The sequence below is a fragment of the Streptomyces sp. NBC_00076 genome (genome assembly GCF_045041235.1).
GTDB lineage: Bacteria > Actinomycetota > Actinomycetes > Streptomycetales > Streptomycetaceae > Streptomyces.
This window is the reverse complement of the sequence record NZ_CP108242.1, coordinates 8,845,841-8,871,905: the sequence shown is the minus strand read 5'-3', so window position 1 is coordinate 8,871,905 and position 26,065 is coordinate 8,845,841. Positions and strand designations below refer to the sequence as shown.

The 26,065-nt window shown below is 70.1% G+C and carries 20 protein-coding genes and 1 tRNA gene; 12 read left to right on the top strand and 9 right to left on the bottom strand.

Annotated features, from left to right (window positions below; genetic code table 11):
• Positions 1 to 55: 55 nt before the first annotated feature.
• Both OHA64_RS39795 and OHA64_RS39790 read left to right on the top strand, forming a co-directional pair.
• Complete coding sequence (locus OHA64_RS39795; protein ID WP_405621796.1) at positions 56 to 1,012, top strand: ATP-binding protein; 957 nt, start codon at positions 56 to 58, stop codon at positions 1,010 to 1,012.
• 54 nt (positions 1,013 to 1,066) lie between these two features.
• Positions 1,067 to 1,459, top strand: coding sequence for an SCO5389 family protein (locus tag OHA64_RS39790; protein ID WP_405621794.1), 393 nt, complete (start codon positions 1,067 to 1,069; stop codon positions 1,457 to 1,459).
• A gap of 96 nt (positions 1,460 to 1,555) precedes the next feature.
• On the opposite strand, the gene OHA64_RS39785 is transcribed toward OHA64_RS39790, so the two are convergent.
• The 5 genes from OHA64_RS39785 to OHA64_RS39765 all read right to left on the bottom strand — a co-directional run bounded on the left by OHA64_RS39785 (position 1,556) and on the right by OHA64_RS39765 (position 7,427).
• A complete protein-coding gene (locus OHA64_RS39785) occupies positions 1,556 to 2,122 on the bottom strand; it encodes a hypothetical protein (protein ID WP_405621792.1) in 567 nt (188 codons plus the stop codon).
• A 278-nt stretch (positions 2,123 to 2,400) separates the two neighbouring features.
• Positions 2,401 to 2,943: a DUF4232 domain-containing protein gene (locus OHA64_RS39780; RefSeq protein ID WP_405621790.1), complete on the bottom strand. Its 543-nt coding sequence runs from the start codon at positions 2,941 to 2,943 to the stop codon at positions 2,401 to 2,403.
• Positions 2,944 to 3,193: 250 nt separating this feature from the next.
• Positions 3,194 to 5,242 (bottom strand): elongation factor G, encoded by a 2,049-nt coding sequence (gene fusA / locus OHA64_RS39775; RefSeq protein ID WP_405621788.1) that lies wholly within the window; start codon positions 5,240 to 5,242, stop codon positions 3,194 to 3,196.
• A 395-nt stretch (positions 5,243 to 5,637) separates the two neighbouring features.
• Positions 5,638 to 6,246, bottom strand: coding sequence for a hypothetical protein (locus OHA64_RS39770; RefSeq protein ID WP_405621786.1), 609 nt, complete (start codon positions 6,244 to 6,246; stop codon positions 5,638 to 5,640).
• Between the two features lie 68 nt (positions 6,247 to 6,314).
• Positions 6,315 to 7,427, bottom strand: coding sequence for a serine hydrolase domain-containing protein (locus tag OHA64_RS39765; RefSeq protein ID WP_405621784.1), 1,113 nt, complete (start codon positions 7,425 to 7,427; stop codon positions 6,315 to 6,317).
• Between the two features lie 231 nt (positions 7,428 to 7,658).
• Here OHA64_RS39765 and OHA64_RS39760 point away from each other — a divergent pair, with 231 nt between their 5' ends.
• The 5 genes from OHA64_RS39760 to OHA64_RS39740 all read left to right on the top strand — a co-directional run bounded on the left by OHA64_RS39760 (position 7,659) and on the right by OHA64_RS39740 (position 13,753).
• Complete coding sequence (locus OHA64_RS39760; protein ID WP_405621782.1) at positions 7,659 to 8,654, top strand: substrate-binding domain-containing protein; 996 nt, start codon at positions 7,659 to 7,661, stop codon at positions 8,652 to 8,654.
• 107 nt (positions 8,655 to 8,761) lie between these two features.
• Complete coding sequence (locus tag OHA64_RS39755) at positions 8,762 to 10,297, top strand: sugar ABC transporter ATP-binding protein (protein WP_405621780.1); 1,536 nt, start codon at positions 8,762 to 8,764, stop codon at positions 10,295 to 10,297.
• 7 nt (positions 10,298 to 10,304) lie between these two features.
• Complete coding sequence (locus OHA64_RS39750) at positions 10,305 to 11,321, top strand: ABC transporter permease (protein WP_405621778.1); 1,017 nt, start codon at positions 10,305 to 10,307, stop codon at positions 11,319 to 11,321.
• A 55-nt stretch (positions 11,322 to 11,376) separates the two neighbouring features.
• Positions 11,377 to 12,465 (top strand): zinc-binding dehydrogenase, encoded by a 1,089-nt coding sequence (locus tag OHA64_RS39745; RefSeq protein ID WP_405621776.1) that lies wholly within the window; start codon positions 11,377 to 11,379, stop codon positions 12,463 to 12,465.
• The gene (locus tag OHA64_RS39740; RefSeq protein WP_405621774.1) at positions 12,458 to 13,753 is read left to right on the top strand and encodes a DUF4380 domain-containing protein; all 1,296 of its coding nucleotides are present in this window, start codon (positions 12,458 to 12,460) and stop codon (positions 13,751 to 13,753) included. Before OHA64_RS39745 ends, OHA64_RS39740 begins: the two co-directional genes overlap by 8 nt.
• A gap of 83 nt (positions 13,754 to 13,836) precedes the next feature.
• Here the strand turns inward: OHA64_RS39740 and OHA64_RS39735 are convergent.
• Positions 13,837 to 13,921 (bottom strand) — tRNA-Leu (locus OHA64_RS39735).
• A gap of 142 nt (positions 13,922 to 14,063) precedes the next feature.
• On the opposite strand from OHA64_RS39735, the gene OHA64_RS39730 reads away from it, so the two are divergent.
• Entirely contained in the window at positions 14,064 to 15,392 is a 1,329-nt protein-coding gene (locus OHA64_RS39730; protein WP_405621772.1) for a DUF2254 domain-containing protein, read from the top strand.
• A 111-nt stretch (positions 15,393 to 15,503) separates the two neighbouring features.
• Here the strand turns inward: OHA64_RS39730 and OHA64_RS39725 are convergent, their stop codons facing one another.
• The 3 genes from OHA64_RS39725 to sucC form a co-directional block, all read right to left on the bottom strand.
• Entirely contained in the window at positions 15,504 to 17,084 is a 1,581-nt protein-coding gene (locus OHA64_RS39725; protein WP_405621770.1) for an aldehyde dehydrogenase family protein, read from the bottom strand.
• Between the two features lie 161 nt (positions 17,085 to 17,245).
• Complete coding sequence (sucD, locus tag OHA64_RS39720; protein WP_405621769.1) at positions 17,246 to 18,145, bottom strand: succinate--CoA ligase subunit alpha; 900 nt, start codon at positions 18,143 to 18,145, stop codon at positions 17,246 to 17,248.
• 11 nt (positions 18,146 to 18,156) lie between these two features.
• The gene (gene sucC / locus OHA64_RS39715; protein WP_405621767.1) at positions 18,157 to 19,287 is read right to left on the bottom strand and encodes an ADP-forming succinate--CoA ligase subunit beta; all 1,131 of its coding nucleotides are present in this window, start codon (positions 19,285 to 19,287) and stop codon (positions 18,157 to 18,159) included.
• 176 nt (positions 19,288 to 19,463) lie between these two features.
• Between sucC and OHA64_RS39710 the strand changes: the two genes are divergently transcribed.
• The 4 genes from OHA64_RS39710 (at position 19,464) to OHA64_RS39695 (ending at position 26,064) form a co-directional block, all read left to right on the top strand.
• The gene (locus OHA64_RS39710) at positions 19,464 to 21,146 is read left to right on the top strand and encodes a thiamine pyrophosphate-binding protein (protein ID WP_405621765.1); all 1,683 of its coding nucleotides are present in this window, start codon (positions 19,464 to 19,466) and stop codon (positions 21,144 to 21,146) included.
• A 10-nt stretch (positions 21,147 to 21,156) separates the two neighbouring features.
• The gene (gene frc / locus OHA64_RS39705; protein WP_405621763.1) at positions 21,157 to 22,407 is read left to right on the top strand and encodes a formyl-CoA transferase; all 1,251 of its coding nucleotides are present in this window, start codon (positions 21,157 to 21,159) and stop codon (positions 22,405 to 22,407) included.
• Positions 22,408 to 22,411: 4 nt separating this feature from the next.
• Positions 22,412 to 24,556: an acetate--CoA ligase family protein gene (locus OHA64_RS39700; RefSeq protein ID WP_405624308.1), complete on the top strand. Its 2,145-nt coding sequence runs from the start codon at positions 22,412 to 22,414 to the stop codon at positions 24,554 to 24,556.
• A gap of 119 nt (positions 24,557 to 24,675) precedes the next feature.
• Complete coding sequence (locus tag OHA64_RS39695; protein ID WP_405621761.1) at positions 24,676 to 26,064, top strand: OFA family MFS transporter; 1,389 nt, start codon at positions 24,676 to 24,678, stop codon at positions 26,062 to 26,064.
• Position 26,065 lies beyond the last annotated feature (1 nt).

The window sequence follows — 26,065 nt, the reverse complement described above, 5'->3', positions numbered from 1 at the left end:
AACCTACCGACATGACATCCATTTTCAAAAAGACGGTGCGAAAGACGGTGCGGTAGTGCGGATCGCGTTCGTGGGCAAGGGCGGCAGCGGCAAGACCACCCTGTCCGCGCTCTTCTCCCGGCACCTGGCGCGCTCCGGCGCACCGGTCCTCGCCATCGACGGCGACATCAACCAGCACCTGGCCGAGGCACTCGGCCACGACGACGGCCCCTTGGACGCCCCGCCCCTGGGCACCCACCTGGACCGGATCAAGGACTACCTGCGGGGCGGCAACCCGCGCATCGCCTCCCGCGAGGCGATGATCAAGACCACGCCGCCCGGACGTGGCTCGCGTCTGCTGAGGTTGCTCGGCGACGACGAGGTGCACACGCGGCACGTCCGGCGCGCGGGCGAGGTGCCGCTGATGGTGACGGGCGAGTTCGACGAGAGCGACCTCGGGGTGGCCTGCTACCACTCCAAGCTCGGTGGGGTGGAGCTCTACCTCAGCCACCTGGTGGACGGTCCCGGCGAGTACGTCGTCGTCGACATGACGGCGGGCGCCGACGCGTTCGCCTCCGGCCTGTTCACCCGCTTCGACCTGACCTTCCTGGTCGCGGAGCCGACCCGCAAGGGAGTCTCGGTCTACCGCCAGTACCGGGACCACGCCCAGGAGTTCGGCATCCGGATCGCCGTGGTCGGCAACAAGGTCACCGGGGAGGACGACCTGCTCTTCCTGAAGGAACAGGTCGGCGACGACCTCCTCACCCACCTCGTCCACTCCCCCTGGGTCCGCTCGGCCGAACAGGGCCGGGCCGAGGCAGGCCTGGACACCCTGGAGCCGACCAACCGGCACGCCCTGAACGTCCTCCGGGAGACCGTGGACTCCCACCCCCGGGACTGGGCGGCCCTGCACGGACACGCCGTCGAGTTCCACCTGCGCAACGCGCGGGCCTGGGCGGACGCGACCACCGGCCTCGACCTCGCCACCCAGGTGGACCCGGACTTCGTTCCGGGCCCCGCCGCGCTCGCCTGACCCCTCACCGCACGGCACCCCAGACCTCAGGCCCACAGAACAGGAAGCCCACCCATGTCTCTCGACGTCTCCCCCAAGCTCCTCGCCGAAGCCGAGCAAGGCGACATCCGCGAGGAGGACTTCGTGGACACCGTCCGCACCTCCCTCCCCTACGCCTACGACCTGGTCGCCTCCCTCGCCACCGAACTCCGCGACGGAAACGCGGAGTTCACCGACAACCAGACCCCGCCCCCGTCCGAGCGGGAACGCGGACAACTGCTGCGCGCCCTGGCCAGCGACGCGATCCGCGGCAGCCTGGAACGCCACTTCGGCATCGCCCTCGCCTTCCAGAACTGCCACCGGGTGGCGGCCTTCCGACCTCAGTCACGGGACGTCGAGACGTACGGGCGATTCACGTCGGTGCGGTCGCAGGTGCTGAATCAGTCGCCTGAGTTCAGGGACTGCTGACATCAGGGCCGGGCTGCGGGTGACGCCGCCACGTATGCCAGGCGGCCGGTCAGGCCTGGCAGTCAGATGTGGCGGCGCCGGTCAGCGGTGGTTGGCTCACCAGGTGTGGGCCACGTCCACCACGAGATGCCCGTCCAACTGCAACACCCTGAAGGGCAGACGAGCGCGGAGCCCGAGTCCGAACTGCGACTGGCCCTCGAAAGAGCCGGCGAACTTCGCGTCGCGGAAGGTGCGGTACCCGGTGAGGTTCACGCCCGGCAGGGGCTGTCCCGCCTGGCCGGGGTAGGTGGGGGCGCCGGAGTCGTAGGCGGGCGCCCTGACGATTACCTCCAGGATGGCGCCGCCGCTGACCGGGATGCGGGTGCCGGCCGGGTCCTGGACCAGTTCGTCGACGTAGTGCACGGTGTAACCGAGCTGGTCGGCGGACGCACCCGGAACGTCGACGACAAACCGGTCATAGCAGTCCTGACGTCCGGTCCTGGCATTCGTGATGTACTCGCCCGACGTGCTGGACCAGTCCACCTTGTCGAGGCTGCCCCAGCCGGTCGGACAGGCGGCCGCCGCACGCGGGGCGGGGGCCGCTACGGCCACGCTCGGCACCGCAACGGCGCCCAGCGTGGCGGTCACCAGGGCCGCGGCCACCCATACTTTGCTTCTTTTCATCCTGTTCCCCCAAGTCCATGAATGTCCGGCTTCACGGAAGACAGCCGAGCCGGCCCGAAGGTTGCACACCTTTGTCGGGGCGCGCTTGGCGCAAGGCTGCGGGATGGTCTTGGTTCGTGGTGCGTGAAGATCTGACGGACGACCCATGGGCCGCGCCCGAGCTGCGGATACCGATGGGCGGGAAGCCCGGGCTGCCGCCGGTTCGGAACCGGCGGCAGCTGATCGACGGCATCCAGTTCCCAGCGATGCTGGGGGACGCTCAGGGGCTGTCCAGTTGGTTACATCCCGATCGGGTTGAGGTAGGTGGCCGGGTGGGTGGCGCCGTCCTGCTTGAGGATCTGGCCGCCGAACGGCCACTTCAGGGTGAAGTGCTCCGTCTCGTTCGGCGGGGTGACCAGGAACTTCGCCGGCACGAACTTCTCCTTCTGCGGCGTGGTATTGGCCACCGGGAGCAGGTTGATGCTGAAGTCCACCGTGTCCCCACGCTCCAGGATCATCCTTACGGGCGCCTTGGAGGAGCGCACCAGCGACCAGGTACCGTCGGTCGCCTGAGCGCCGACCATGTCGACACCGGCGAACCCGGTCAGGGTGCAGGTGCGTTCGCTCTGGTTGGTGAACCAGATGTACGCCTGGGTCTGCCTCTCGGTCTGCCCCATCTCCGGCTTCGCGTCACCCCCCGTGGCGAAGCCGGCCTTCAGATCGGCGGTGTGGCAGCGGGTCGGCTCGGCCTTGGCGGAAGCGGCCGAGGCCGGGACGGCGGCAGCGGCAGTGCCCGCGACGACAACGGCCGCAAGAGCCACGGCGGTGAGCTTGCTCTTCATGAAGTTTCAGGTTCCCCTCGAATACGAATCGGCGCGCGAGGTCAGTGCGCGCCTACGCACCTGAAGATGCGCGATGCCCGGGAGAGGTTCGGTGTGCCGGAGAACCTTTTTGCGCCGACTTCGAGGGCATCGACGGTGCCGTCCGAGGTGGTCTCGTTTCCGTGACAGCGCCCGAGGTGGCGGCCCCGCCCGGATGGGGTGGGGCCGCCCCGCCCGGATGAGGCCCTACCGCTGGTCCCGCCCGACGCCGTTATCGCGTCGGCGTCGCGGCCGGCGCCGGGGCGTAACCGGTCGGGCGGGTCGTGAAGGTGCCGCGGCCCTGGGTTCGGCTGCGCAACCGGGTCGCGTAGCCGAAGAGTTCGGCCAGCGGCACGGTGGCGGTGACCACCGCGGCGCCCGCCCGCGTGACCGAGCCCGAGACGCGGCCACGGCGTGCGGCCAGGTCGCCGAGGACGGTGCCGACGGCATCCTCGGGGACGGTGACCGTGACCTCGACGACCGGTTCCAGCAGGGTCATCGTCGAGGCGCTCAGTGCTTCCCTCAGGGCGAAGCGGCCCGCGGTACGGAACGCCATGTCCGAGGAGTCCTTCACATGGGTCGCCCCGTCGGTGAGGGTGACCCGCAGCCCGGTCACCGGATGCCCGCCGAGCGGCCCCTCGGCGAGGGCGTCCCGGCAGCCGGCCTCGACCGCGCGGACGTACTCCTGCGGCACCCGCCCGCCGACGACCGTCGAACGGAACTCGAAGCCCATGATCTCCTCCAGCGGCTCCACATCGATGACGACCTGCGCGAACTGCCCCGCACCGCCGTCCTGTTTGACGTGCCGGTGGACCAGACCGGACACCCCTCGGGCGACCGTCTCCCGGTAGGACACCCCCGGACGGCCCAGCGCGACCGCGAGCCCGTGGTCGCGCCGCACCTTCTCCACCGCGACCTCCAGATGCAGTTCACCCATGCCGGACAGCACCGTCTGGCCGGTCTCCGGGTCGGTGCGGACCACCAGCGACGGGTCCTCCTCGACCAGCCGCGCCAGCGCCGACGCCAGCCGGTCCGTGTCGGCGGGCCCCCGGGCCTCGACCGCCACCGAGACGACCGGATCGGCCACGGTCGGCGGTTCCAGGACCAGCGGAGCACCCGGCGCGCACAGGGTCGAGCCGGCCCGGGCCGACTTCAGCCCGACCACGGCGACGATGTCCCCGGCGATCGCCCGGTCCACCTGGGCGTGCCGGTCGGCACGCACCCGCAGGATCCGCCCGATCCGCTCGGTCCGCCCCGCGCTCGCGTCCAGCACCGTGTCCCCCTTTCCGATCGTTCCCGAGTACACGCGTAGGTAGGTCAGCCGTCCCGTCGCGGTGGCGTGCACCTTGAACGCCAGTGCAGCGAACGGCGCGTGCGGATCCGCGGCCCGCTCCTGCTCCGTTCCGTCGAGCGTGCCGCGCACGGCGGGCACGTCAAGCGGGGACGGCAGATACGCCACCACGGCGTCGAGCAGCGGTTCGATCCCCCGGTTGCGGTAGGCCGAGCCGCACAACACGACAACGCCGTCGCCGCTGCGGGTGAGGTCCCGCAGGGCTGCGGTGAGAGTCGCGGCGGAGAGCGTCTCCCGGTCGCAGAACTCCTCCAGCGCGGCCGGATGGCGTTCGGCGACAGCCTCCTCCAGGAGCCGGCGTCGCCGTAGCGCCTCCTCGTGCAGGGCGTCCGGAACCGGCCCATCGGTGGCCGTGTCACCATCTCCGTCCCAGGTCAGCGCGCGCATCCGGAGCAGGTCGACGACACCGGTGAACCCGTCCTCCGCGCCGATGGGCACCTGCACGACGAGCGGGGCCGGGTGCAGCCGCTCCCGGATCGAGGCGACGGCCGTGTCGAGGTCGGCGCCCGCCCGGTCCAGCTTGTTGACGAAGGCGATCCTCGGTACGCCGTACCGGTCGGCCTGCCGCCACACCGACTCGCTCTGCGGCTCCACGCCCGCGACGGCGTCGAACACCGCGACCGCGCCGTCCAGGACCCGCAGCGAACGCTCCACCTCGTCGGCGAAGTCGACGTGGCCCGGGGTGTCGATCAGGTTGATCCGGTGACCGTCCCAGGCACAGCTCACGGCCGCGGCGAAGATCGTGATGCCCCGATCGCGCTCCTGCGGGTCGAAGTCGGTGACGGTCGTGCCGTCGTGGACCTCGCCGCGCCGGTGGGTGGTGCCGGTGGCGTACAGGATCCGCTCGGTGACGGTGGTCTTGCCGGCGTCGACGTGGGCGAGGATGCCGAGGTTGCGGACGACGGTGAGGGCGTTGAGGTTGGTGCGCACGGCCCGGGGCCTTTCGGACGAGATGTGACAGGGCGGCGCGATTCCCGTACGGCGTGTCTGTGACGGCACGTCGAGGCGTGCCGTGACCGACCGTCAACACAAGCTGCTTTCACAGGCGTTGATGGTGTCGGTCAGATGGTCGTCACGGGCATCCGATGCCGGCCGCGCAGCGGGCACCGGACGGACGAAGACACGAGGATCACCTCGTGGAGGGAGAGGGGAACGACAACAGCGGTGCGGTAGCACACGGCCGGTCTCCCCTCGCTGGTCTGCCTCGTCTGCGCACGCGGGCCCGATGTGGTGGGCGGTGCGTGATCCGTGACGAGTGTAGGGAACCGGGGAGGGATGAAGCGCGGTATTTTCTCCGCGCTCCGGCCTCCCCCGCATTCCTGGCGTCAACCGCCCCCTACGGCCGCCAGCACCGCGTCCGTCAGCTCCGCGACCGACCGTCCGAGGCCCGCGTCGACGCGGTGCAGGCCCAGGCGGTCCACGGACTGGGTCATGAGGGTCTGGTAACGCTCCGTGCGGGCAAGGAACTTGTCCATCAGATGCCGTTCCTCCGCCGTCGCGGTCGCGTAGTGGCCGGACCTGTGCACACGCTCGCGTACGACGGCGGAGTCGGCGGTGAGCCAGACGGCTGCCGCCCGTGGGACCGTCACCTCGGCGACACGGGAGGGCCACAGCGCCGAACCCTCCAGAACCAGGCCCGTTCCTGAACCCGTTCCGGCCGCGTGGAGCGTGATCAGGTCCTCGATGCGGGGCCACAGCCGCTCGTAATGATCGAGGACCGACACGATCAGTTCATCGACGTCGAGGGACCGGTAGTGCTCGGCCACGTGCGGCGGCACCTCCCGCTCCGGCGTCCGCCAGGGGCGGCCGGGATGCCGGGCCAGCAGGTCCGTGGACCTGTACGCGAACCCGAGCCGTCCCGCCACTGCCTGGGCGACGGTCGACTTGCCGACGTTCGACGTCCCGCCGATCAGCACCACCCGGATGTCGTCCACACCCACGAGCCTACTGATCGTCACCGATCGTCCGATCGCGAAGGGTGTCGTGGACTGGAAAGCACACGTCAGGCGCGCAGGCCCTGGAGTCCGTCATAGGCGGCCATCAGCATGTCCAGACCCCGGGTGTCGTCCTCCGGTTCGCGCATCTGGTTCGTCACGTACGCCACCGTCATCCTGGACTCGGGTTCGATCATGACGAGCGAGCCGCCCCAGCCGCCCCAGCCGTAGGTGGTGCCGAACAGGCCGTACCCCAGACCCCAGCGCACCGGCATACCCAGAGAGCGGTCCTCCCCCGCGAACTGTTCCTGCCACGCGCGTTCGCAGCCCGACGCCGACAGCAGCGAAACACCACGCAGGGTTCCCCCGCACGCCATCACCGACTGTACGAGCGCGACGGAGCGGGCGTTGCCGAAGCCGCTCGCCGCGGGGATCTCCGCGCGGCGCCAGGCCACGCTGTTGCCGTCACGGACCCGGAGCCCCTGTCCTGCCTTGGGAGCCGGCCCGCCGCCCGGCGCGCTCGCAGTGTAGTCCTCGTCCCGCGACGGAGGCGGGACCGTGAGGGCGACCCGGTGGTCGTGCTCGGCGGCCAGCCCGATGTGGAAGTCCGCGCTCAACGGCCCGGTGACCTCGTCGGCGAGGAACGCACCGACTCCCCGGCCGGTGATCCGGCGAACGACCTCGCCGACCAGGAATCCCTGGGTGAGCGAGTGGTATCCGGCCGCCGTGCCGGGCTCCCACCGGAGTGCCTGGGCGGCGAGGCGCGCCGTGACGGACGGCCAGTCGTAGAGGTCCGCCGCGATCAGTGGTCCGTCCAGCTCGGGCAGGCCCGCGGTGTGCGAGAGCACATGCCTCACGAGCACCTTGTCCTTGCCCGCCGCGGCGAACTCCGGCCAGTACCGTGCGACCGGCGCGTCCGGGTCGAGTTCGCCGCGGTCGATCAGGATCAGGGCACACAGGGCCGTCATCGTCTTGGTCACGGAATAGACGTTGACGATCGTGTCCCGCTGCCAGGGGACCGTACGGTCCGCGTCCGCGAACCCGCCCCACACGTCCACCACCGGCTCGCCGTCCACGAAGACGGCGACCGAACCCCCCACGTCTCCGGCGTCCAGCAGGTCGGACAGCGCGTTCGGCACTGCCGTGAACAGATCGTCGTACGCGCCCTCGATGTCGGCCATGTCCGGTATTCAGCCCGCACCGCGCCGCTCCGGTCAACCGAATTAGCGGTGGCGTCACGCGTCTACCTCGGCGCTTCGGCATCTGCGGAGCCAACGACCCCGACGTAAAAACATTAATTAGTATTTATTCTTGACGTGGCTGAAACTCGCTGCTCATACTCGGAGCACCCGCCGCAGTGCCCCGATCTGCACTCTTTGCGGTGGTCACCCCCTTCGGTCTGGAGTGTTGCTATGAAGTTGGCCAGGCATCGGGCACGCAACGCCATCGGGGTCTTCGCACTGGTCCTGACAGGGATCGCTGCGACCGGATGCGGCGGCCGCGTGGGTGAGGGCGGACGCGTCGGGCTGGTCTACATGGATGCCCAGGGTTACTACGCGGGCGTACGCAAAGGCATGTTGGACTCCTCGCGGGAACTGGGCGAGGACGTGCAGATCCTCGAGATCAATGCTCAGGGCGATGCCTCGAAGGAGAGCAGGTTCGTCGACACGGTGAGCTCGGCGGGTGTGAAGGCACTGGTCATGTCACCGGTTTCGACCACCGCCTCGATCCCCGCGGTCAAGCTCGCCCACAACAGCGGCGTCAAGGTGATCTGTTACAACACCTGCCTCACCGACGAGGCAACCCGCAAGTACGTCAGCGCCTGGATCCTGGGAGACCCGGTCAAGTTCGGGGAGCTGGCCGGGGCGAAGGCCGCGGAGTACTTCGTCTCCCGCCACATCACCGCCCCTCGGATCGGCGTCATCAACTGCGAAACGGTAGAGGTCTGCCGACAGCGCCGGGCCGGCTTCCAGAAGGCACTGTCCGCCCAGCTTCCCCAGGCCCGCATCGTCGCCAACCAGCAGGGCACGACCATCGACTCCGCGGTCCAGGTCGCCGAGCGGGTACTGACCGCGCATCACGGACTCGACGCCTTCTACGGCGAGTCCGGCGGCGCGACGATGGGGGCCGTCCGAGCCGTCCGCCAGCACGGCCTCACCGGCAAGACCGTGGTCTTCGGCAGCGACATGACCACCGACCTGGCCCGCGAGCTGGTCGACAACCGGATCCTGAAGGCCGATGTCGACATCTCCGGGCGGGTCGTGGGAAAGATGGCCGCCGACACGACGGCACAGGTGATCAGCGGCGAGAAGCTCAGCTCTCAGATCGTCGCGGCACCGGTCGAGCTGTACTCCACCCCCGGCCAGGCACGGAAGTGGCTCGCCACGCACGCTGACGGCCTGCCGTAACCATCACGGCTGCCGGCGGCCTGCCGTGACCGGCACTCGGGCCGTGGCCGGCCGCGCGCCGGGGCCAGGACCGAATCCGCTTTCCCCACCGCACACGTGGAGACCCGATGACCTCAGCTGACCCCGCGCCGGGCCGCCCGGCCGGCCCCCCGGTGGCGACCGCGACCGGGCTGTGCAAGGAATACCCCGGCGTCCGCGCCCTCGACTCCGTCGACTTCACCATCCACCGTGGCGAGGTACGGGCCCTGCTCGGCCGCAACGGCGCCGGCAAGTCCACCCTCATCCGCCTGCTGTCCGGGGTCGAGACGCCCGACGCCGGTGGGGTGGTCATCGGCGAAGAGCCGCTGGGCGACGGCGGCGTACGCCGCGCGGCCGAACTCGGTGTGGCCACGGTGTATCAGGAACTCAGCCTGGTGCCCGAGATGACCGTCGCCGAGAACCTCTTCCTCAACGCATGGCCCAGGCGCGGCTCCGCCGGGATCGACTATCGGCGCATGCGACGCGAGGCCGCCGAGGTCCTCGGCGAGCTGGCGGTCCCCGTCGATCCCGATGCGCTGGTGGGCACGCTGCCGCTGGCGGAGCAACAACTGATCGAGATCGCCCGGGCGGTGCGCCGCCGCCCCCGGCTGCTCATCCTGGACGAACCCACCAGTGCGCTGGCGGCCGAAGAGGCCCACACGGTGCTGTCGGCCGTGCGCAGGATCGCCGACTCGGGTGTGGCGGTCATCTACGTCAGCCACCGGCTGGACGAGATCCGCCAGGTCGCCGGGAGCGTCACCGTCGTGCGGGACGGGCGGGTCATCGACACCGTCGACGTGCGGGACGCGACGACGGCGCAGATCGTCGCCCTGATGCTGGGCACCACCGTCAAGGAGGCCGCAGCGCTGGAACCCCGGACGGTGGACCGGGCCCGCACCCCGCTGCTGTCCGTGCGCGGCCTGGAACTGCCGCCGAAACTGCACGGGGTCGACTTCGACCTCTACGCCGGCGAAGTGCTCGGCATCGGCGGCCTGCTCGGCTCCGGGCGCAGCGAACTGCTGCGCGCCATCGCCGGATTCGAGCCCCGGGCGCAGCGGGTGATCGAGGTGGACGGGACCCGAGTCGCCCGGCCCACGGCCGCGGCGATGAAGAGACACGGCCTGGGCATGACCCCGGAGGACCGCAAGGGGGCGGGCATCGTCCCGATGCTTGGCGTGGGGGAGAACATGACGATGTCGTGGTTCGGAGGTGTCAGCCGGCGCGGCAGCATCTCGCCCGCCCTGGCCGAGCGCGCCGGACACGACCTGGTGGAGCGACTGTCGGTGAAGACGCCCCGGCTCTCCACGCCGATCGTCAACCTCAGCGGTGGCAACCAGCAGAAAGTCGTGATCGGACGGTGGCTGCACGCCCGCAGCCGCATCCTCCTGCTCGACGAGCCGACCCGCGGCGTCGACGTCGAGGCGAAGCAGCAGATCTACCGGTTGGTCCGCGAACTGGCCGGCAACGGAGCAGCCGTGGTCTTCGTCTCCGGCGAGCTGGAGGAGCTGCCCCTGGTGTGCGACCGCGTCGTGACGCTGCAAGGGGGGCGGATCAACCGCGAGTTCACCGCCCCCCACATCACCCTGGACAACATCATGGCCGCCACCATGGCAGTGGAAGTGTGAGGAACCCATGTCTACTTCGACCGTTGTGACCCACAAGCCCGACGGGTCCTCCGCCAAGGGCGCCGCGGCCTCCCGGCACCTGCTCCACCTCAACGAGCTGGGGCTGCTCGCCGCCATCGTCGTGCTGTACGTCGCGTTGAGCGCCAGTGCCGGGGGGTTCCTCGACACCGAGAACCAGTTGGGCATCCTCCGCGACGCCGCGAGCGTGGGCATTCCCGCGCTCGGAGTGACCTTGGTGATCATCGCCGGGGAGATCGACATCAGTGTCGGCCCGGCCGTGGCCTTCGCGTCGGTCATCTTCGCCAAGGGAGCCTCGGACTGGGATCTGGGCATCGCCGGGGCCCTGGTTCTCACCCTGGTGGCGGGCATCTTGTGGGGGGCCTTCGCCGGGTGGTTGCGGGCCCGGTTCGCGGTGCCCTCCTTCATCGCCACGCTCGGGTTGTGGAGCGCGCTCGGCGGCCTCGCCCTGTATGCGACGGACGCGCTGCCCGTCCCGCTGCCCGCCTCCTCCTTCGTCGACAGCCTCGGCGGCAAGGTGTTGGGAGTGCCCACTCCGGCGGTCGTCTTCATCGTGCTCTTCTTCGTCTTCTGGTTCATAGCCCGCCGCACCGCCTACGGTCGTTCCGTCTACGCGACGGGCGGCAATGCCGCGGCCGCTCAACTGGCCGGCATCCCGATCCGGCGCATCAGGGTCCTGCTGTTCGCCACGACCGGCGTGCTGGCCGCGCTGACCGGCATTCTCCTGGCCGCCCGGCTGGGTTCGGGCAACGGCGGCGCCGCCGCCGGGCTGGAGTTCGACGTGATCGCCGCCGTGGTCATCGGCGGCACGGCCCTGGCCGGTGGGCGCGGGAGTCTGATCGGGACGATGCTCGGCGTCATCTTCATCAGCGTGATCGCCAACGGCCTGGTGCTGCTGGGCGTCAACCCCTTCCTGCAGAACGTCGTACGCGGCGCCATCATCGTCGCCGCGGTCCTCGCCAACGTGATCATCAGCAGGCGGGGGAACACCATGCGCGTGTCATGAACAGCCGTCCGTTCTCCCGTACTTCCGTACGTCCGCCACACCTTCAGGGATCGTCATGAGCACCCCCACCTCACCCTCTCTGCCCGCCGAGATGCGCGGCGTCTATCTCCCCGGGGACAGCACCGCCGCGGTGCGCTCCGTCGGGGTGCCGGAGCCCGGCCCGGGGCAGGTCCTGCTACGGGTCGGCGCGGCCGGCATCTGCGGCAGCGACATCGGCTACATCTACCGGGAGCACAAGACGCACCGGGGCGTCGAGGGTCCCGCCTACCGCGGTGTGATCGCCAGTCATGAACCGTCGGGGACCGTGGTGGCCATCGGACCCGGAGTGCGCGCGTTCGGTGTCGGTGACCGGGTGGTGGTGTACCACATCGCCGGCTGCGGCCGGTGCGACGCCTGCCGCCGCGGTTACTTCATCAACTGCGGCTCCCCGGAGCGGGCCGCCTACGGCTGGCAGCGCGACGGCGCCGCCGCCGACTACCTCGTCGCCGACGAGTCGACGCTGATCCCGCTCCCGGATGAGCTGAGCTTCGTCGACGGCGCGCTGATCGCCTGCGGCTTCGGCACCGCCTACGAGGGGATCCGCCGGATCGACGTCAGCGGCGACGACGACCTGCTGGTGGTGGGCCTGGGACCGGTCGGGCTGGCCGCCGGCATGATCGGCCGCGGCCGCGGCGCCCGGCGCGTCATCGGGGTCGAGCTGTCCGAGGAACGGCGTGCGTGGGCGGACGGCCTCGGCGTGTTCGACGCCACCGTGGCGCCCGAGGAGGCCGGCCCGGTCGTCGCGGAGCTGACCGGCGGCCGGGGCGCGAGTACCGCGATCGACTGCTCGGGAAGCCGCCCGGGGCGTTCCACGGCCATCGAGCACATCGCCGAGTGGGGCCGGCTGTCGCTGGTGGGAGAAGGCGGCATGCTGGAGACCGAAGTGTCGGATCCGTTGCTGCACAAGCAGGTGACGATCTACGCGTCCTGGGTGACCTCTCTGCCCGCCATGTCGGAGCTGGCGCGCAGCCTGGTGCGTTGGGGGATGCGACCGGAGAGCGTGGTCAGCGACCGGTTCGCCCTCTCCGACGCGGACACGGCGTTCCGGCTCGCGGCCGGTGCCGGTCGCGGCAAGGTCGTCCTGGTGCCGGATCTCGATGACTGAGCGGACGAACGACCAGGCGCTGCGCGGAGACGGGGTGGAGGCGGTCCGCAGCACGGTCGGCCCCTATGAACTGGTCCGCCTCGACGCCGGAGCGATACAGGTCACCGTCGTGCCGGCGCTCGGCGGCCGGCTCCTGTCGTTGACGCTGCACGGCCGCGAATTCCTGTACCGCAACGGACGGTTGCTGGACGCCGGTCTGCGCCCGCGCCCCGGTGTCCGGCCGGTCCCGCACGACGGTCCGATGTCGGCCTGGCTGAACTGGGGCGGCGACAAGACCTGGCCCGCACCGCAGGGCTGGGACGGGCCCGACCAGTGGGCGGGCCCGCCGGACCCGGTCCTGGACTCAGGTCCGTACGAGCTGCGGCTCACGGTCCGGGGGCGAACCGCCCAGGCGGTCATGACCAGCGGAGTCGAGCCACGGACGGGGCTGTGCGTCGAGCGCCGCGTCGAGGTCACCGCGGGGCGGACGGTCTTCACGCTCGAGAACACCTTGACCAACGAGTCGGACCGGCCCCGCCGGTGGGCGGTGTGGAACGTGACCCAGCTGGCCGGCACGGCTCCGGGGTCCTACCCCGCGGGCGGTGTCTACGTGGGAACCGCCGGTTCGGGGCGTCCGGAGACGGTCGATCTGATCGCGGGCACCGGCCGCCCGCACGTGCACCGCACCGGCCGTGGCACGCTGCACGTCCCGCACCAGGACGTGGTCGGCAAGGTGGGCTTCCCCGACGCCGCCGGGTGGCTGGCGCACGTCGCTCCGCAGGGCACGCTGACCCAGCGGTTCGAGGTGTCCCCCGCGGCCCGTTACCCCGACGCCGACTCGCGGGTCGAGGTGTGGCTGGAGCATCCGCTGGACGCACCTCTGGAGCACTTGGGGGGCTTGCGTCCCCTGGACCGGGTCGTGGAGTGCGAGACGTTGGGCCCCCTTCAGGACCTTACTCCCGGGCAGTCGACGCGGCTGACCATGGAGATCGGGGTGGGCGCGACCGCAGGCCCGGTCGAGGCGGCGACCCCCTGGGGCTTCTGGTCACGACTCCCCCGGCTGGAGGGCGGGCGGCTGGCCGGGGTGTTCGTGCCGTTCCGCGACGGGTTCCTGACGGCCCGTCCGTCCCGGGGAGACGGTGAGCCGGTGCGGTGCGGCACGTTGGTCGCGGGGGAGGCCTGCGCGTTCGATGTCCGACCGGGCCGGATGGCAACAAATGGGGCGGGCGCGACGGTCGTGGCCTCGGCGCCGGACGGCTCGGATGCGACGACGGTGGGGGTCGTCGAGGCGCAGCAATCCGAAGAATGATCACTGATCCATGCGACATGCGACGAGGACCCCGACCGTAAGGCCGGGGTCCTCGTCTGCGTAACGTCAGTGACTGTTGCTTGTGTCCGAGGGGGGACTTGAACCCCCACGCCCGATAAAGGGCACTAGCACCTCAAGCTAGCGCGTCTGCCATTCCGCCACCCGGACCAGGTGTCCGTCGCCTGGACGGGGGTGTTCCCCGCGGCGACATGGACAACAATACCAAGCTTTCGGAGTGCCTTTCACCTGCGTTTCCGTCGCGCGAGCGGCGCTCCCGGACGGGCGGCGGCGGTGACCCTAAGGTCTCACCATGAGCGACTGGATGGTTACGCACGGCCCGGCAGCGGGACGCCGACCACGGGCGCTGTCTCCGCTCAGGGAACATCTGCGGGACACGTTCTGGTTCGCGCCCGCCGCGGCCATGCTGTGCGTCGTCGTCGTGTGGGCGGTGGCGTCGGAGATCGACGCCGCACTCGTCAGGGCCCTTCAGGACGAGCACGAGTACGACACGATCGAGGAGCTGCTGAAGTTCGCCAACGACGCGAGAACCGTGGTGACCACGGTGAGCTCCGCGATGATGACCTTCATCGGCGTGGTCTTCAGCATCTCGCTGGTCGCCGTGCAGATGGCGAGCGGCCAGTTCAGTCCCCGAGTGGTACGGATCTTCGTACGGAGCCGGATCACCAAGGCCACGTTCGCCGTGTTCCTGGCGACCTTCGTGCTGACGCTGCTCGTCCTGACGGCGTACGGCAGCGAAGATGACCCCCGGCGCGTCACCTCGGTCCCGCTGGTGCAGTCGGGCGTCACCGTCGCGATGGTGGGGCTGAGCCTGCTGCTGTTCGTGATGTACGTGAACTCGACGCTGGGGCTGATGAGGATCAGTCACGTGATCGACCGGATCGTCGGCGAGTCCTTCCGGGTCGCCGCGACGATGCCGGTGGGTACGTCCGCGGACGAGGGGGCGCTGGGGCCGGTGACCGGATGGATCGCGCACGACGGGCGGGCCGGGGTGCTGCGGGACGTGAACATCGCGCGGCTGGTGCGCACGGCCCGGCAGCACGAGGTCGTGCTGCGGCTGATCCCCCGGATCGGGGACTTCGTCGTCCCGGGGACGCCCGTCCTGGCGGTCCACGGCGGCCGGACGCCGCCCCGGCGTGCCCTGCGCTACACGGTGTCCGTGGGGGTGGAGCGGACCTTCCACCAGGACCTCGGCTTCGGGCTGCGCCAACTGTCCGACATCGCGCTGCGGGCCCTCTCCCCCGCGGTCAACGACCCGACGACCGCCGTACAGGCCCTGGACCGGATCGTGCAGTTCCTCGCCGCGGTGTCCCGGCGCCCGCTGGACGCGTCGCTGCACCGGGACCGGCGGGGCAAGGTGCGGCTGGTGCAGCCGGTGCCGGGCTGGACCGATCTGGTGGATCTGGGGTTCACCGAGATCCGGGGCTGCGCCGTGGGGAGCCCGCAGGTCACACGGCGTCTGCTGGCCGGGCTCGACGATCTGGCCCTTCTCGCCCCCGAGGAACGGCGGGCACCGTTGCTGCGGCATCGGGCGCTGCTCGCGCAGGCCGTCGAGCGCCACACTCCGGCGCCCGCGGACCGTGCCTTCGCCCTCCGGCCGGACCGGCAGGGCATCGGTTGAGGCGACGCGTCGGCGGTTCGTCGTGGGGGATCCCACCAGTGCTCCGGCACTGATCGTCAGCCATGCCGACCCACCGACAGAGGTATGCGGCACGGCTGACGATCGGGTTTCTCACGGCATGAGGTGGTAGTCCGGGAAGTTCCCGGGCAGCCGCTCCCCCGCCGGGCCCCGTGTCACGGCACGCACCAGCAACTCGCCGCCGACGAACGCGCCGCGCCAGGACGCGCCGAACCCGCCGAACAGTTCGTCGCGGTCGCCCCGCGAGCGCGGTGTGCCGTGGCCGACCTTGAACGCGCGGATCTGCGGGGCCAGCCGTTCGAAGGTCGCCCGGTCGTCCGTGCACAGGGTGGCGACCAGCGCGCCGTTGGAGGCGTTCATCGCGGCCAGCAGCTCCGCCTCCGTGTCGACCAGGACGATGGTGTCGACCGGGCCGAACGGTTCCGCGTGGTGCAGCGGGGAGGACGGCGGCGGGTTCAGGAGCGTGACCGGCTGGACGTACGCCGAGGTGTCCTGTCCGGGCAGGAACCGGGCGTCGCGCTGTCGGCCCCGGTGCAGGGGGACGGCACCGCGCTCGACGGCCTCGGCGACCTGGTCGTGCAGTTCCTTGGCCTTGGCCGCGTTGATCACCGGTCCGAAGTCCAGCTCCGGGTACGGGTCGTCAGGCTTCTCGACGGCCAGCGGGTGACCGACGCGCAGGGTGCGGACCGCCGGGAGGTAGGCGGCCAGGAACTCGTCGAACAGTTGCCGCTGGACGACGAAGCGCGGGTACGCCGTGCACCGTTGCTTGCCGTAGTCGAAGAGCTTGGGAACGACCGCGGTGAGCGCGTCCCAGTCCGTGTGGTTCCAGATGCCCCAGGTGTTGAGTCCCTCCTGTTCGAGTACGTGTCGCTTGCCCAGGTCGGCGACGGCCGTGGCCACCGCGGCGCCGGTGTCGCGACCGCCGACGAAGGAGACGCAGCCGATCTCCGGTGCGCGCACCAGCGCCTTGGACAGCTCGCCCCCGCTGCCGCTGACCAGGGTGACGGGAATCCCCTCGCGGGCGGCGAGCGCGCAGGCCAGCGTCAGACAGGCGACACCGCCGTCGGTCGGGGTCTTGGCGATGACCGCGTTGCCTGCCAATGCCTGTACCAGCACTGCGTGAACGAGCACGCTCATCGGGTAGTTCCAGCTGGCGATGTTGGACACCGGGCCGTCCAGCGGAACCCGGCCCGCCAGCATGGGCTCGATGCCGTCGACGTACCAGCGCACACCGTCGATGGCCCGGTCGACGTCCGCCTGCGCGAGCCGCCAGGGCTTGCCGATCTCCCAGACGAGCAGCAGGGCGAGCAGTTCGCGGTGTTCGGTGAGGGCGTCGAGGGTGGCGGCGACGCGGGCGCGGCGCTCGTCGAGGGGGATGTGGCGCCAGGCGCGGTGCTGGTCGAGGGAGGCGCGGACGGCCTGTCGGGCGGTGGCCTCGTCCAGTCGCGGCGGGCCGGCAATCGGACTGCCGTCGACCGGACTGGTGGAGGGCAGGGTGCGTCCCTCGGCCCGCCAGACGGAGCCCCAGAGGTTGAGGACACGGTCGTCCCGGAAGGCCTCGGGGGCGACGGCGAGGCAGCGGTGCCAGGCGTCGGCCCAGGAGGTGCCGGACTTGAGGGTGAGGGTGGGGACTTGGGCTTCGGCGTGGGTGTTCGGGGCGGGAGTGGGTGCCATCGTTTAGCTCCGCTCACGGTGCACGGTCGGGGGCGGGGGTGCATGGCTCGTCGTGCGCACGGGTCGCTCGACGAGCGTGGACGACGGGGCGCTCGGGCGGGCGCTGACGATCGTAGGGAGGAAGGTAGTGATGTCGGCTGGTGCGGGACAGTCACCCCACGTCAACTCCTGGTGGTGTCACGCTCGGTGTTCAGTCGGTCGAGCACCAGTCGGGCCGTGTCCGTAGGTGTGCCGCCCACCTGGACGCCGGCCGCTTCCAGCGCCTCCTGCTTGGCCCGCGCGGTGCCGGACGAGCCGGACACGATCGCGCCCGCGTGTCCCATGGTCTTGCCCTCGGGCGCGGTGAAGCCGGCGATGTAGCCGACCACGGGCTTGGTGACGTGTGCGCGGACGTACGCGGCGGCTCGTTCCTCCGCGTCGCCGCCGATCTCCCCGATGAGGACGATCAGTTCTGTGTCGGGGTCGTCCTGGAAGGCGGCGAGGCAGTCGATGTGGCTGGTGCCGACGACCGGGTCGCCGCCGATGCCCACGCACGTCGAAAAGCCGATGTCGCGGAGTTCGTACATGAGTTGGTAGGTGAGCGTGCCGGACTTGGACACCAGTCCGATACGGCCCGGCTTGGTGATGTCGGCGGGGATGATGCCCGCGTTGGACTGGCCGGGGGTGATCAGGCCCGGGCAGTTGGGGCCGATGACGCGGGTGCCGTTGCGCTTCGCGTACGCCGTGAATGCGACGGAGTCGTGGACCGGGATGCCCTCGGTGATGACGACGGCGAGCCCGATGCCCGCGTCGGCTGCCTCCACGACGGCGGCCTTGGCGAAGGCGGGCGGCACGAAGACGACGGTGACGTCCGCTCCGGTCGCCCGCATGCCGTCGGCGACGGACCCGAAGACCGGCACCGCACGGTCGTCGAAGTCGACGGTGCGCCCCGCCTTGCGCGGGTTGACGCCGCCGACGACGTTCGTGCCGGCCGCGAGCATGCGGCGGGTGTGCTTCATGCCCTCGCCGCCGGTCATGCCCTGGACGAGGACCTTGCTCTCCTTGGTCAGGTAGATCGCCATGTCCCGTCTCCTCAGGCTGTGATGGCGAGTTGGGCGGCACGGCGGGCGGCGCCGTCCATGGTGGTGACCTGCTGGACCAGCGGGTGGGCGCGCTCGTCGAGGATGGCGCGGCCGCGCGCCGCGTTGTTGCCGTCCAGGCGGACGACGAGCGGTTTGGTCAACCGCACGCTCTGAAGTGCCTGGACGATGCCGTCGGCGACGGCGTCGCAGGCGGTGATCCCGCCGAAGACGTTGACGAGGACGGATTTCACGGCGGGGTCCGAGATGATGACGGACAGCCCGTCGGCCATGATCCGGGCGGAGGCGCCGCCGCCGATGTCGAGGAAGTTGGCGGGGCGGGCGCCGCAGCCCGCGACCACGTCGAGGGTCGACATGACCAGGCCGGCGCCGTTTCCGATGATGCCGACCTCGCCGTCGAGCTTGACGTAGGTGAGGCCCTTGGCGGCGGCGGCCGCCTCCAGCGGGTCGTCGTGCGCCGTGCCGTCGTCGCCCCAACGCGCCTGCCGGAAGCGTGCGTTGTCGTCCAGGGTGACCTTGCCGTCGAGGGCGAGGATCTGTCCCTGCCGGGTCCGGACGAGCGGGTTGACCTCGACCAGGACGGCGTCCTCGCGGACCAGTACCTCCCACAGGCGTACGAGGACGTCGACGGTCCGCGGCGGCAGTCCGGCCGCCTGGGCGATCTCTGCGGCCTTCGCCGAGGTGACTCCCTCGGCCGGGTCGATGTGGACACGGGCGACGGCGTCCGGCCGGCCGGCGGCGACCTCCTCGATGTCCATGCCGCCCTCCGCGGAGGCGATCGCGAGGAAGCGGCCGACCGCGCGGTCGAGGACGTAGGAGACGTAGAACTCTGTCTCGATGTCCACGGGTTGGGCGAGCATGACGGTGCGGACCGTGTGGCCCTTGATGTCCATGCCGAGGATCTGACGTGCCGTGAGCTCGGCGGCGGCCGGGTCGGCGGCGAGTCGGACACCGCCCGCCTTGCCCCGACCACCGGTCTTCACCTGGGCCTTCACCACGACGCGCCCGCCCAGCCTGCGGGCGATCTCGCGCGCCTCCTTGGGCGAGTCGGTGACCTCCGCCCGCGGCACCAGGATGCCGTGTTCTTCGAAGAGTTGCCTTGCCTGATGTTCGTACAGGTCCATCTCGGCTCCCGTCTGGAAAGTCATCGCGAGGCCGAACTCCGATGACTGAAAGTGCCGCACGCCCCCTGGACACCACCCACCGGATGCGGGATAACAAGCTTCATACAGTATTCGTCGACTGTATGCAATGTACCGCGAGAGTGCTCCAACCCCCTACGAAGGGACAGGACTTCGCCATGCCCGACGACACCCAGGACCTGATTTCCGGTGGTCATCTCGTTGCCAAAGCCCTGAAGGCAGAGGGGGTCGATCGCATCTACACACTGTGCGGCGGCCACATCATCGACATCTACGACGGCTGCGTGGACGAGGGCATAGAAGTAGTCGACGTCCGTCACGAACAGGTCGCCGCCCACGCCGCCGACGGCTACGCGCGCCTCACCGGCAAGCCCGGCTGCGCGGTCGTCACCGCGGGTCCCGGTACGACCGACGCCGTCACCGGCGTCGCCAACGCCTTCCGCGCGGAGTCGCCGATGCTGCTGATCGGCGGTCAGGGGGCGCTCACCCAGCACAAGATGGGGTCCCTGCAGGACCTGCCGCACGTCGACATGATGACCCCGATCACCAAGTTCGCGGCGGCCGTGCCGGACACGGCCCGGGCGGCGGACATGGTGTCGATGGCGTTCCGTGAGTGCTACCACGGCGCGCCCGGCCCCTCCTTCCTGGAGATCCCTCGTGACGTCCTCGACGCCAGGGTGCCGGTGGCCAAGGCGCGCGTGCCGAAGACGGGCGCCTACCGCGCCTCGACCCGCTCGGCAGGCGACCCCGAGGCGATCGAGAAACTCGCCGACCTGCTGGTGCACGCGGAGAAGCCGGCGATCCTGCTGGGCAGCCAGGTGTGGACGACCCGGGGCACCGAGGCGGCCATCGACCTCGTACGCACCCTCAACATCCCCGCGTACATGAACGGCGCGGGCCGCGGCACCCTGCCGCCGGGCGACCCGCACCACTTCCAGCTGTCGCGCCGGTACGCCTTCTCCAACGCCGACGTCATCGTGATCGTCGGTACGCCCTTCGACTTCCGTATGGGCTACGGCAAGCGGCTGTCTCCGGACGCGACCGTCGTACAGATCGACCTCGACTACCGGACCGTCGGCAAGAACCGCGACATCGACCTCGGGATCGTCGGCGACGCGGGCCTGGTGCTGAAGTCGGTGGCCGAGGCGGCCTCCGGGCGCATCAACGGTGGGGCGTCCAGGCGCAAGGAGTGGCTCGACGAGCTGCGGGCCGCCGAGCAGACCGCGATCGAGAAGCGGCTGCCCAGCCTGAAGTCCGACGCCTCGCCGATCCACCCCTACCGCCTGGTCAGCGAGATCAACGACTTCCTCACCGAGGACTCCGTCTACATCGGCGACGGCGGCGACATCGTCACCTTCTCCGGTCAGGTCGTGCAGCCCAAGTCGCCGGGCCACTGGATGGACCCGGGCCCGCTCGGCACGCTCGGCGTCGGCGTCCCCTTCGTGCTCGCGGCCAAGCAGGCGCGGCCCGACAAGGAGGTGGTGGCCCTCTTCGGTGACGGCGCCTTCTCCCTCACCGGCTGGGACTTCGAGACCCTCGTCCGCTACGACCTCCCCTTCGTCGGCATCGTCGGCAACAACTCCTCCATGAACCAGATCCGTTACGGCCAGGCCCAGAAGTACGGCCAGGAGCGCCAGCGGGTCGGCAACACCCTCGGCGACGTCCACTACGACAAGTTCGCCCAGATGCTGGGCGGTTACGGCGAGGAGGTCCGCGACCCCGCCGACATCGGACCGGCACTGCGGCGCGCCCGTGAGTCGGGCAAGCCGTCGCTGATCAACGTCTGGGTCGACCCGGACGCGTACGCCCCCGGAACCATGAACCAGACCATGTACAAGTGAGGTGGCCGCCATGACCGGCACGACGGGAACACCGCCCAAGGCTCTCGAAGGCATCCGCGTCCTGGACATGACCCACGTCCAGTCCGGGCCCTCCGCGACCCAGTTGCTCGCCTGGCTCGGCGCGGACGTCGTCAAGCTGGAGGCGCCGACCGGTGACATCACGCGCAAGCAGCTGCGCGACCTCCCGGACGTCGACTCCCTCTACTTCACGATGCTCAACTGCAACAAGCGGAGCATCACCCTCAACACCAAGACCGAGCGCGGCAAGGAGATCCTCACCGAACTGATCCGGCGTTCCGACGTCATGGTCGAGAACTTCGGACCGGGCGCGGTCGACCGCATGGGCTTCACCTGGGACCGCATCCAGGAGATCAATCCGCGGATCGTCTATGCCTCCATCAAGGGGTTCGGGGACGGCCCGTACACCAACTTCAAGGCGTACGAGGTGGTCGCGCAGGCGATGGGCGGGTCGATGGCGACGACCGGTTTCGAGGACGGGCCGCCGCTGGCGACGGGGGCCCAGATCGGGGACTCGGGCACGGGCGTCCACGCCGTGGCGGGGATTCTCGCGGCGCTGTACCAGCGGGAGAACACCGGGCGCGGTCAGCGGGTCAATGTGGCCATGCAGCACGCTGTGCTCAACCTCTGCCGGGTGAAGTTGCGCGACCAGCAGCGCCTGGCACACGGCCCGCTCGCTGAATATCCCAACGACGACTTCGGCGACGAGGTTCCCAGGTCCGGAAACGCGTCCGGCGGCGGTCAGCCCGGCTGGGCGGTCAAGTGCGCGCCGGGCGGCCCCAACGACTACGTGTACGTCATCGTGCAGCCCGTCGGCTGGCGGCCGCTCAGCGAGCTCATCGGCCGGCCCGAGCTGGCCGACGACCCCGAGTGGGCGACCCCGGAGGCGCGGCTGCCCAAGCTGGGCAAGATGTTCCAGCTGATCGAGGAGTGGTCCGCCACGCTCCCGAAGTGGGAGGTGCTGGAGAAGCTCAACGCGCACAACATCCCGTGCGGGCCGATCCTGTCCACAAAGGAGATCATCGAGGACCGGTCGCTGGTCGCCAACGAGATGGTCGTCACCGTGCCGCACCCCGAGCGGGGCGAGTTCCGGACGGTGGGCAGCCCGCTCAAGCTCTCCGACTCCCCCGTGGACGTGACCAGTTCACCGCTGCTGGGCGAGCACAACGAAGAGGTCTACGTCGGCGAGCTCGGTCTCGGCGACGAGGAGCTGCGCCTGCTCAAGTCGAACGGAGTGATCTGACGTGATGGCCGAAGACCGCGCCCTGAGGGTGCGCACGCTCCTCGACTCCGTACTGGTCGAGGGACGGACCGCGCTGACCGCGCCCGAGGGCAAGGTGATCGCCGACGCGTACGGGATCGCCGTACCCGGCGAGGAGTTGGCGACCGACGTCGACGAGGCGGTGGCGTACGCGGCGCGCTTCGGGGGACCGGTCGTGATGAAGATCGTCTCCCCGGACATCCTGCACAAGACCGACGCCGGTGGCGTGATCGTCGGTGTCGAGGGGGCGGCGGACGTACGGGCCGCTTTCCACCGGATCGTCGACAACGCGCGCGCGTACGACGCGGACGCCCGCATCGAGGGTGTACAGGTCCAGGAGCTGCTGCCGAAGGGGCAGGAGGTCATCGTCGGTGCGGTGACGGATCCGACGTTCGGGAAGGTCGTGGCGTTCGGGCTCGGCGGGGTGCTGGTCGAGGTCCTCAAGGACATCACGTTCCGGCTCGCGCCCGTCGACGCCGACGAGGCGCTGTCCATGCTGGACTCGATCCGGTCGGCGGAGATGCTGCGCGGGGTGCGCGGCGCACCCGCCGTGGACCGGTGGGCGATCGCCGAGCAGATCCGGCGGGTGTCCCAACTCGTCGCGGACTTCCCGGAGATCGCGGAGGTGGACCTCAACCCGGTGATCGCGACGCCGGAGGGTGCCGTCGCCGCCGACATCCGGGTCATCCTCGCCGAGTCGCAGCCGCCGGCCCGCCGCAAGTACACCCGCGACGAGATCCTCACGTCCATGCGCCGCCTGATGCAGCCGAGCGCGGTCGCCGTGATCGGTGCCTCCAACGAGCAGGGCAAGATCGGCAACTCGGTGATGCGCAACCTCGTCGACGGTGGCTTCGCCGGCGAGATCCATCCGGTGAACCCCAAGGCCGATGACATTCTGGGCCGCAAGGCGTACAAGAGTGTCACGGACGTTCCCGGTGAGGTGGATGTGGCGGTCTTCGCGATCCCCGCCAAGTTCGTGGCCGCGGCCCTGGAGGAGGTGGGACGCAAGGGGATCCCGAACGCCGTACTGATTCCCTCCGGTTTCGCGGAGACCGGCGAGCACGAACTCCAGGCGGAGATCGTGGCGATCGCCGAACGGCACGGCGTACGGCTGCTCGGTCCGAACATCTACGGCTACTACTCGACGTGGCAGGACCTGTGCGCCACGTTCTGCACCCCGTACGACGTCAAGGGCGGGGTCGCGCTGACCTCGCAGTCCGGCGGCATCGGCATGGCCATCCTGGGCTTCGCGCGCACCACGAAGACGGGTGTGTCGGCGATCGTGGGTCTGGGCAACAAGTCGGACCTGGACGAGGACGACCTGCTGACCTGGTTCGGCGAGGACCCGCACACCGAGTGCATCGCGATGCACCTGGAGGACCTCAAGGACGGGCGCGCCTTCGTGGAGGCCGCCCGGGCGACCGTGCCGAAGAAGCCGGTCGTCGTCCTCAAGGCGGGGCGTACGGCGGCGGGGGCGAAGGCCGCCGGGTCGCACACCGGAGCGCTGGCGGGCGACGACGCCGTGTACGAGGACATCCTGAAGCAGGCCGGTGTCATCCGGGCGCCCGGTCTCAACGACATGCTGGAGTACGCGCGCGGGCTGCCGGTTCTTCCCGCACCCAAGGGCGACAACATCGTCATCATCACGGGCGCCGGCGGCAGTGGCGTACTGCTCTCGGACGCGGTCACCGACAACGGGCTGTCGCTGATGGAGATCCCGCGGGATCTGGACGAGGCGTTCCGCAAGTTCATTCCGCCGTTCGGGGCCGCGGGCAACCCGGTGGACATCACCGGGGGCGAGCCGCCGTCGACATACGAGGCGACGATCCGGCTGGGACTGGAGGACCCGCGCATCCACGCGCTGGTGCTCGGCTACTGGCACACCATCGTCACTCCCCCGATGGTCTTCGCGGAGCTCACCGCGCGCGTGGTGGCCGAGTTCCGGGAGCGCGGCATCGAGAAGCCCGTGGTGGCCTCGCTCGCGGGCGACGTCGAGGTCGAGGAGGCCTGCCAGTACCTCTACGAACGAGGCGTCGTGGCATACCCGTACACGACGGAGAAGCCGGTGGCCGTCCTCGGCGCGAAGTACAGGTGGGCGCGAGCGGCCGGCTTGTTGGGGGGCGGTTCATGACGTAGGTGAACGCGGGGCGGGCCGACGGTGCGCGTCGGCCCGCCCCGGGACCCGAGCGCACACGAAAGGCATGGGACAGGGGGCGCTGGCCGGCACTTTCGACGCAAGGGGTGCAACACATGACAACCACCGACTTCTCGACGTCCGTCCCCTACAGGGAGGTGACGGACCGCAACGGCCGGGTGTACCGGATCGGCGAGACCGACCGGGACATCATGGGCCGGCCGCGATGGACCATGGTGCTCTTCCCGTGGATGGGCATGCTGGGCATCAGCTCCTCGGAGTACGCGTTCACGTCGGCCGAGGACACGCTGCACGCGGCCCACCTCTGGAACAGTGGGCACATCTTCTGGCTGATGGGCGTCTGGGTGTTCTTCCAGGCCGCCGTCGCCTTTCCCGCCGGACAGCTGCGGGAGAGCGGGAGGCTTCCGGCGCGGTACGCGATGATGCTCGGCGCGCTGGGCACGATCTGCGGCTACCTCTCGCTGGCGTTCGCGCCGCACGTGATCGTCGCCTACCTCGGCTTCGGCATGTTCAGCGGCATCGGCGCCGGTCTCGTCTACGCGACCTGCGTGAACATGGTCGGCAAGTGGTATCCGGAGCGCAAGGGCGGCAAGACCGGCATGGTCAACGGCGGCTTCGCCTACGGCTCGGTGCCCTTCGTGTTCCTGTTCACCTCGTACATGGACCTGGGCAACTACGAGGGTGTCCTCGTGACGGTGGGCCTGATCTGCTGCGCCGTCGTGGCGTTCGCCGGGTGGTTCTTCAAGGACCCGCCGAAGAACTGGTGGCCCGCGCACGTCGACCCGCTCAGGCTGACCGACGACCCGAAGATCCGCCGGGCACTGGAGAAGAACCCGCCGGCGGTCAAGCAGTACACACCGAAGGAGGCTTCCCGCACACCCGTCCTGTGGATGATGTGGTTCTGTCTGCTGTGCACCGCCGGCATCAACATCTTCGGCATCGCCTTCCAGGTGCCGTTCGGCAAGGACATGGGCTTCGCGGGCGGGATCGTGGCCACGGCGATGTCCCTGAAGGCCATCGTCAACGGCACGGGACGCGGTGTGATCGGCTGGATCTCCGACAGGGTCGGCCGCCGCAGGACACTGATCATCGTGTGCCTGGTACTGGGGACCGCGCAGTTCGGAGTGCTCGTCTCCGGCCAGATGGGCAGCATGCCGTTCTTCCTGTTCTGCTCGATGGTCTCCGGCTTCGGCGGCGGGGCGATCTTCCCGCTGTTCGCCGCCATGACGGCGGACTACTTCGGCGAGAACAACAACGCCTCCAACTACGGAATGGTCTACAGCTCGAAGTTGATCTCGGGCCTGGTGGGATCCGGGGTGGGCGCGGTCGTGGTCGACGCGTGGGACTACGAGGGCGCGTTCGTCATAGCGGGCTCCGTCGGGCTGGCCTCCGCGGTTCTGGCGCTCTTCCTGAAAGCACCGGGCAGGCCGAAGGCCCGGCGAGTCGTACCCAACCCGCAACCGCTCGGCGAGGAGATGGCGTGAC

Coding starts and splice junctions, on each gene's coding strand:
- OHA64_RS39725 (WP_405621770.1), bottom strand. CDS start 17,084: ATGGCACCCACTCCCGCCCCGAACACCCACGCCGAAGCCCAAGTCCCC.
- OHA64_RS39785 (WP_405621792.1), bottom strand. CDS start 2,122: ATGAAAAGAAGCAAAGTATGGGTGGCCGCGGCCCTGGTGACCGCCACG.
- OHA64_RS39760 (WP_405621782.1), top strand. CDS start 7,659: ATGAAGTTGGCCAGGCATCGGGCACGCAACGCCATCGGGGTCTTCGCA.
- OHA64_RS39730 (WP_405621772.1), top strand. CDS start 14,064: ATGAGCGACTGGATGGTTACGCACGGCCCGGCAGCGGGACGCCGACCA.
- OHA64_RS39790 (WP_405621794.1), top strand. CDS start 1,067: ATGTCTCTCGACGTCTCCCCCAAGCTCCTCGCCGAAGCCGAGCAAGGC.
- OHA64_RS39745 (WP_405621776.1), top strand. CDS start 11,377: ATGAGCACCCCCACCTCACCCTCTCTGCCCGCCGAGATGCGCGGCGTC.
- OHA64_RS39755 (WP_405621780.1), top strand. CDS start 8,762: ATGACCTCAGCTGACCCCGCGCCGGGCCGCCCGGCCGGCCCCCCGGTG.
- OHA64_RS39750 (WP_405621778.1), top strand. CDS start 10,305: ATGTCTACTTCGACCGTTGTGACCCACAAGCCCGACGGGTCCTCCGCC.
- sucD (WP_405621769.1), bottom strand. CDS start 18,145: ATGGCGATCTACCTGACCAAGGAGAGCAAGGTCCTCGTCCAGGGCATG.
- OHA64_RS39780 (WP_405621790.1), bottom strand. CDS start 2,943: ATGAAGAGCAAGCTCACCGCCGTGGCTCTTGCGGCCGTTGTCGTCGCG.
- OHA64_RS39765 (WP_405621784.1), bottom strand. CDS start 7,427: ATGGCCGACATCGAGGGCGCGTACGACGATCTGTTCACGGCAGTGCCG.
- sucC (WP_405621767.1), bottom strand. CDS start 19,287: ATGGACCTGTACGAACATCAGGCAAGGCAACTCTTCGAAGAACACGGC.
- OHA64_RS39695 (WP_405621761.1), top strand. CDS start 24,676: ATGACAACCACCGACTTCTCGACGTCCGTCCCCTACAGGGAGGTGACG.
- OHA64_RS39740 (WP_405621774.1), top strand. CDS start 12,458: ATGACTGAGCGGACGAACGACCAGGCGCTGCGCGGAGACGGGGTGGAG.
- OHA64_RS39710 (WP_405621765.1), top strand. CDS start 19,464: ATGCCCGACGACACCCAGGACCTGATTTCCGGTGGTCATCTCGTTGCC.
- OHA64_RS39700 (WP_405624308.1), top strand. CDS start 22,412: ATGGCCGAAGACCGCGCCCTGAGGGTGCGCACGCTCCTCGACTCCGTA.
- frc (WP_405621763.1), top strand. CDS start 21,157: ATGACCGGCACGACGGGAACACCGCCCAAGGCTCTCGAAGGCATCCGC.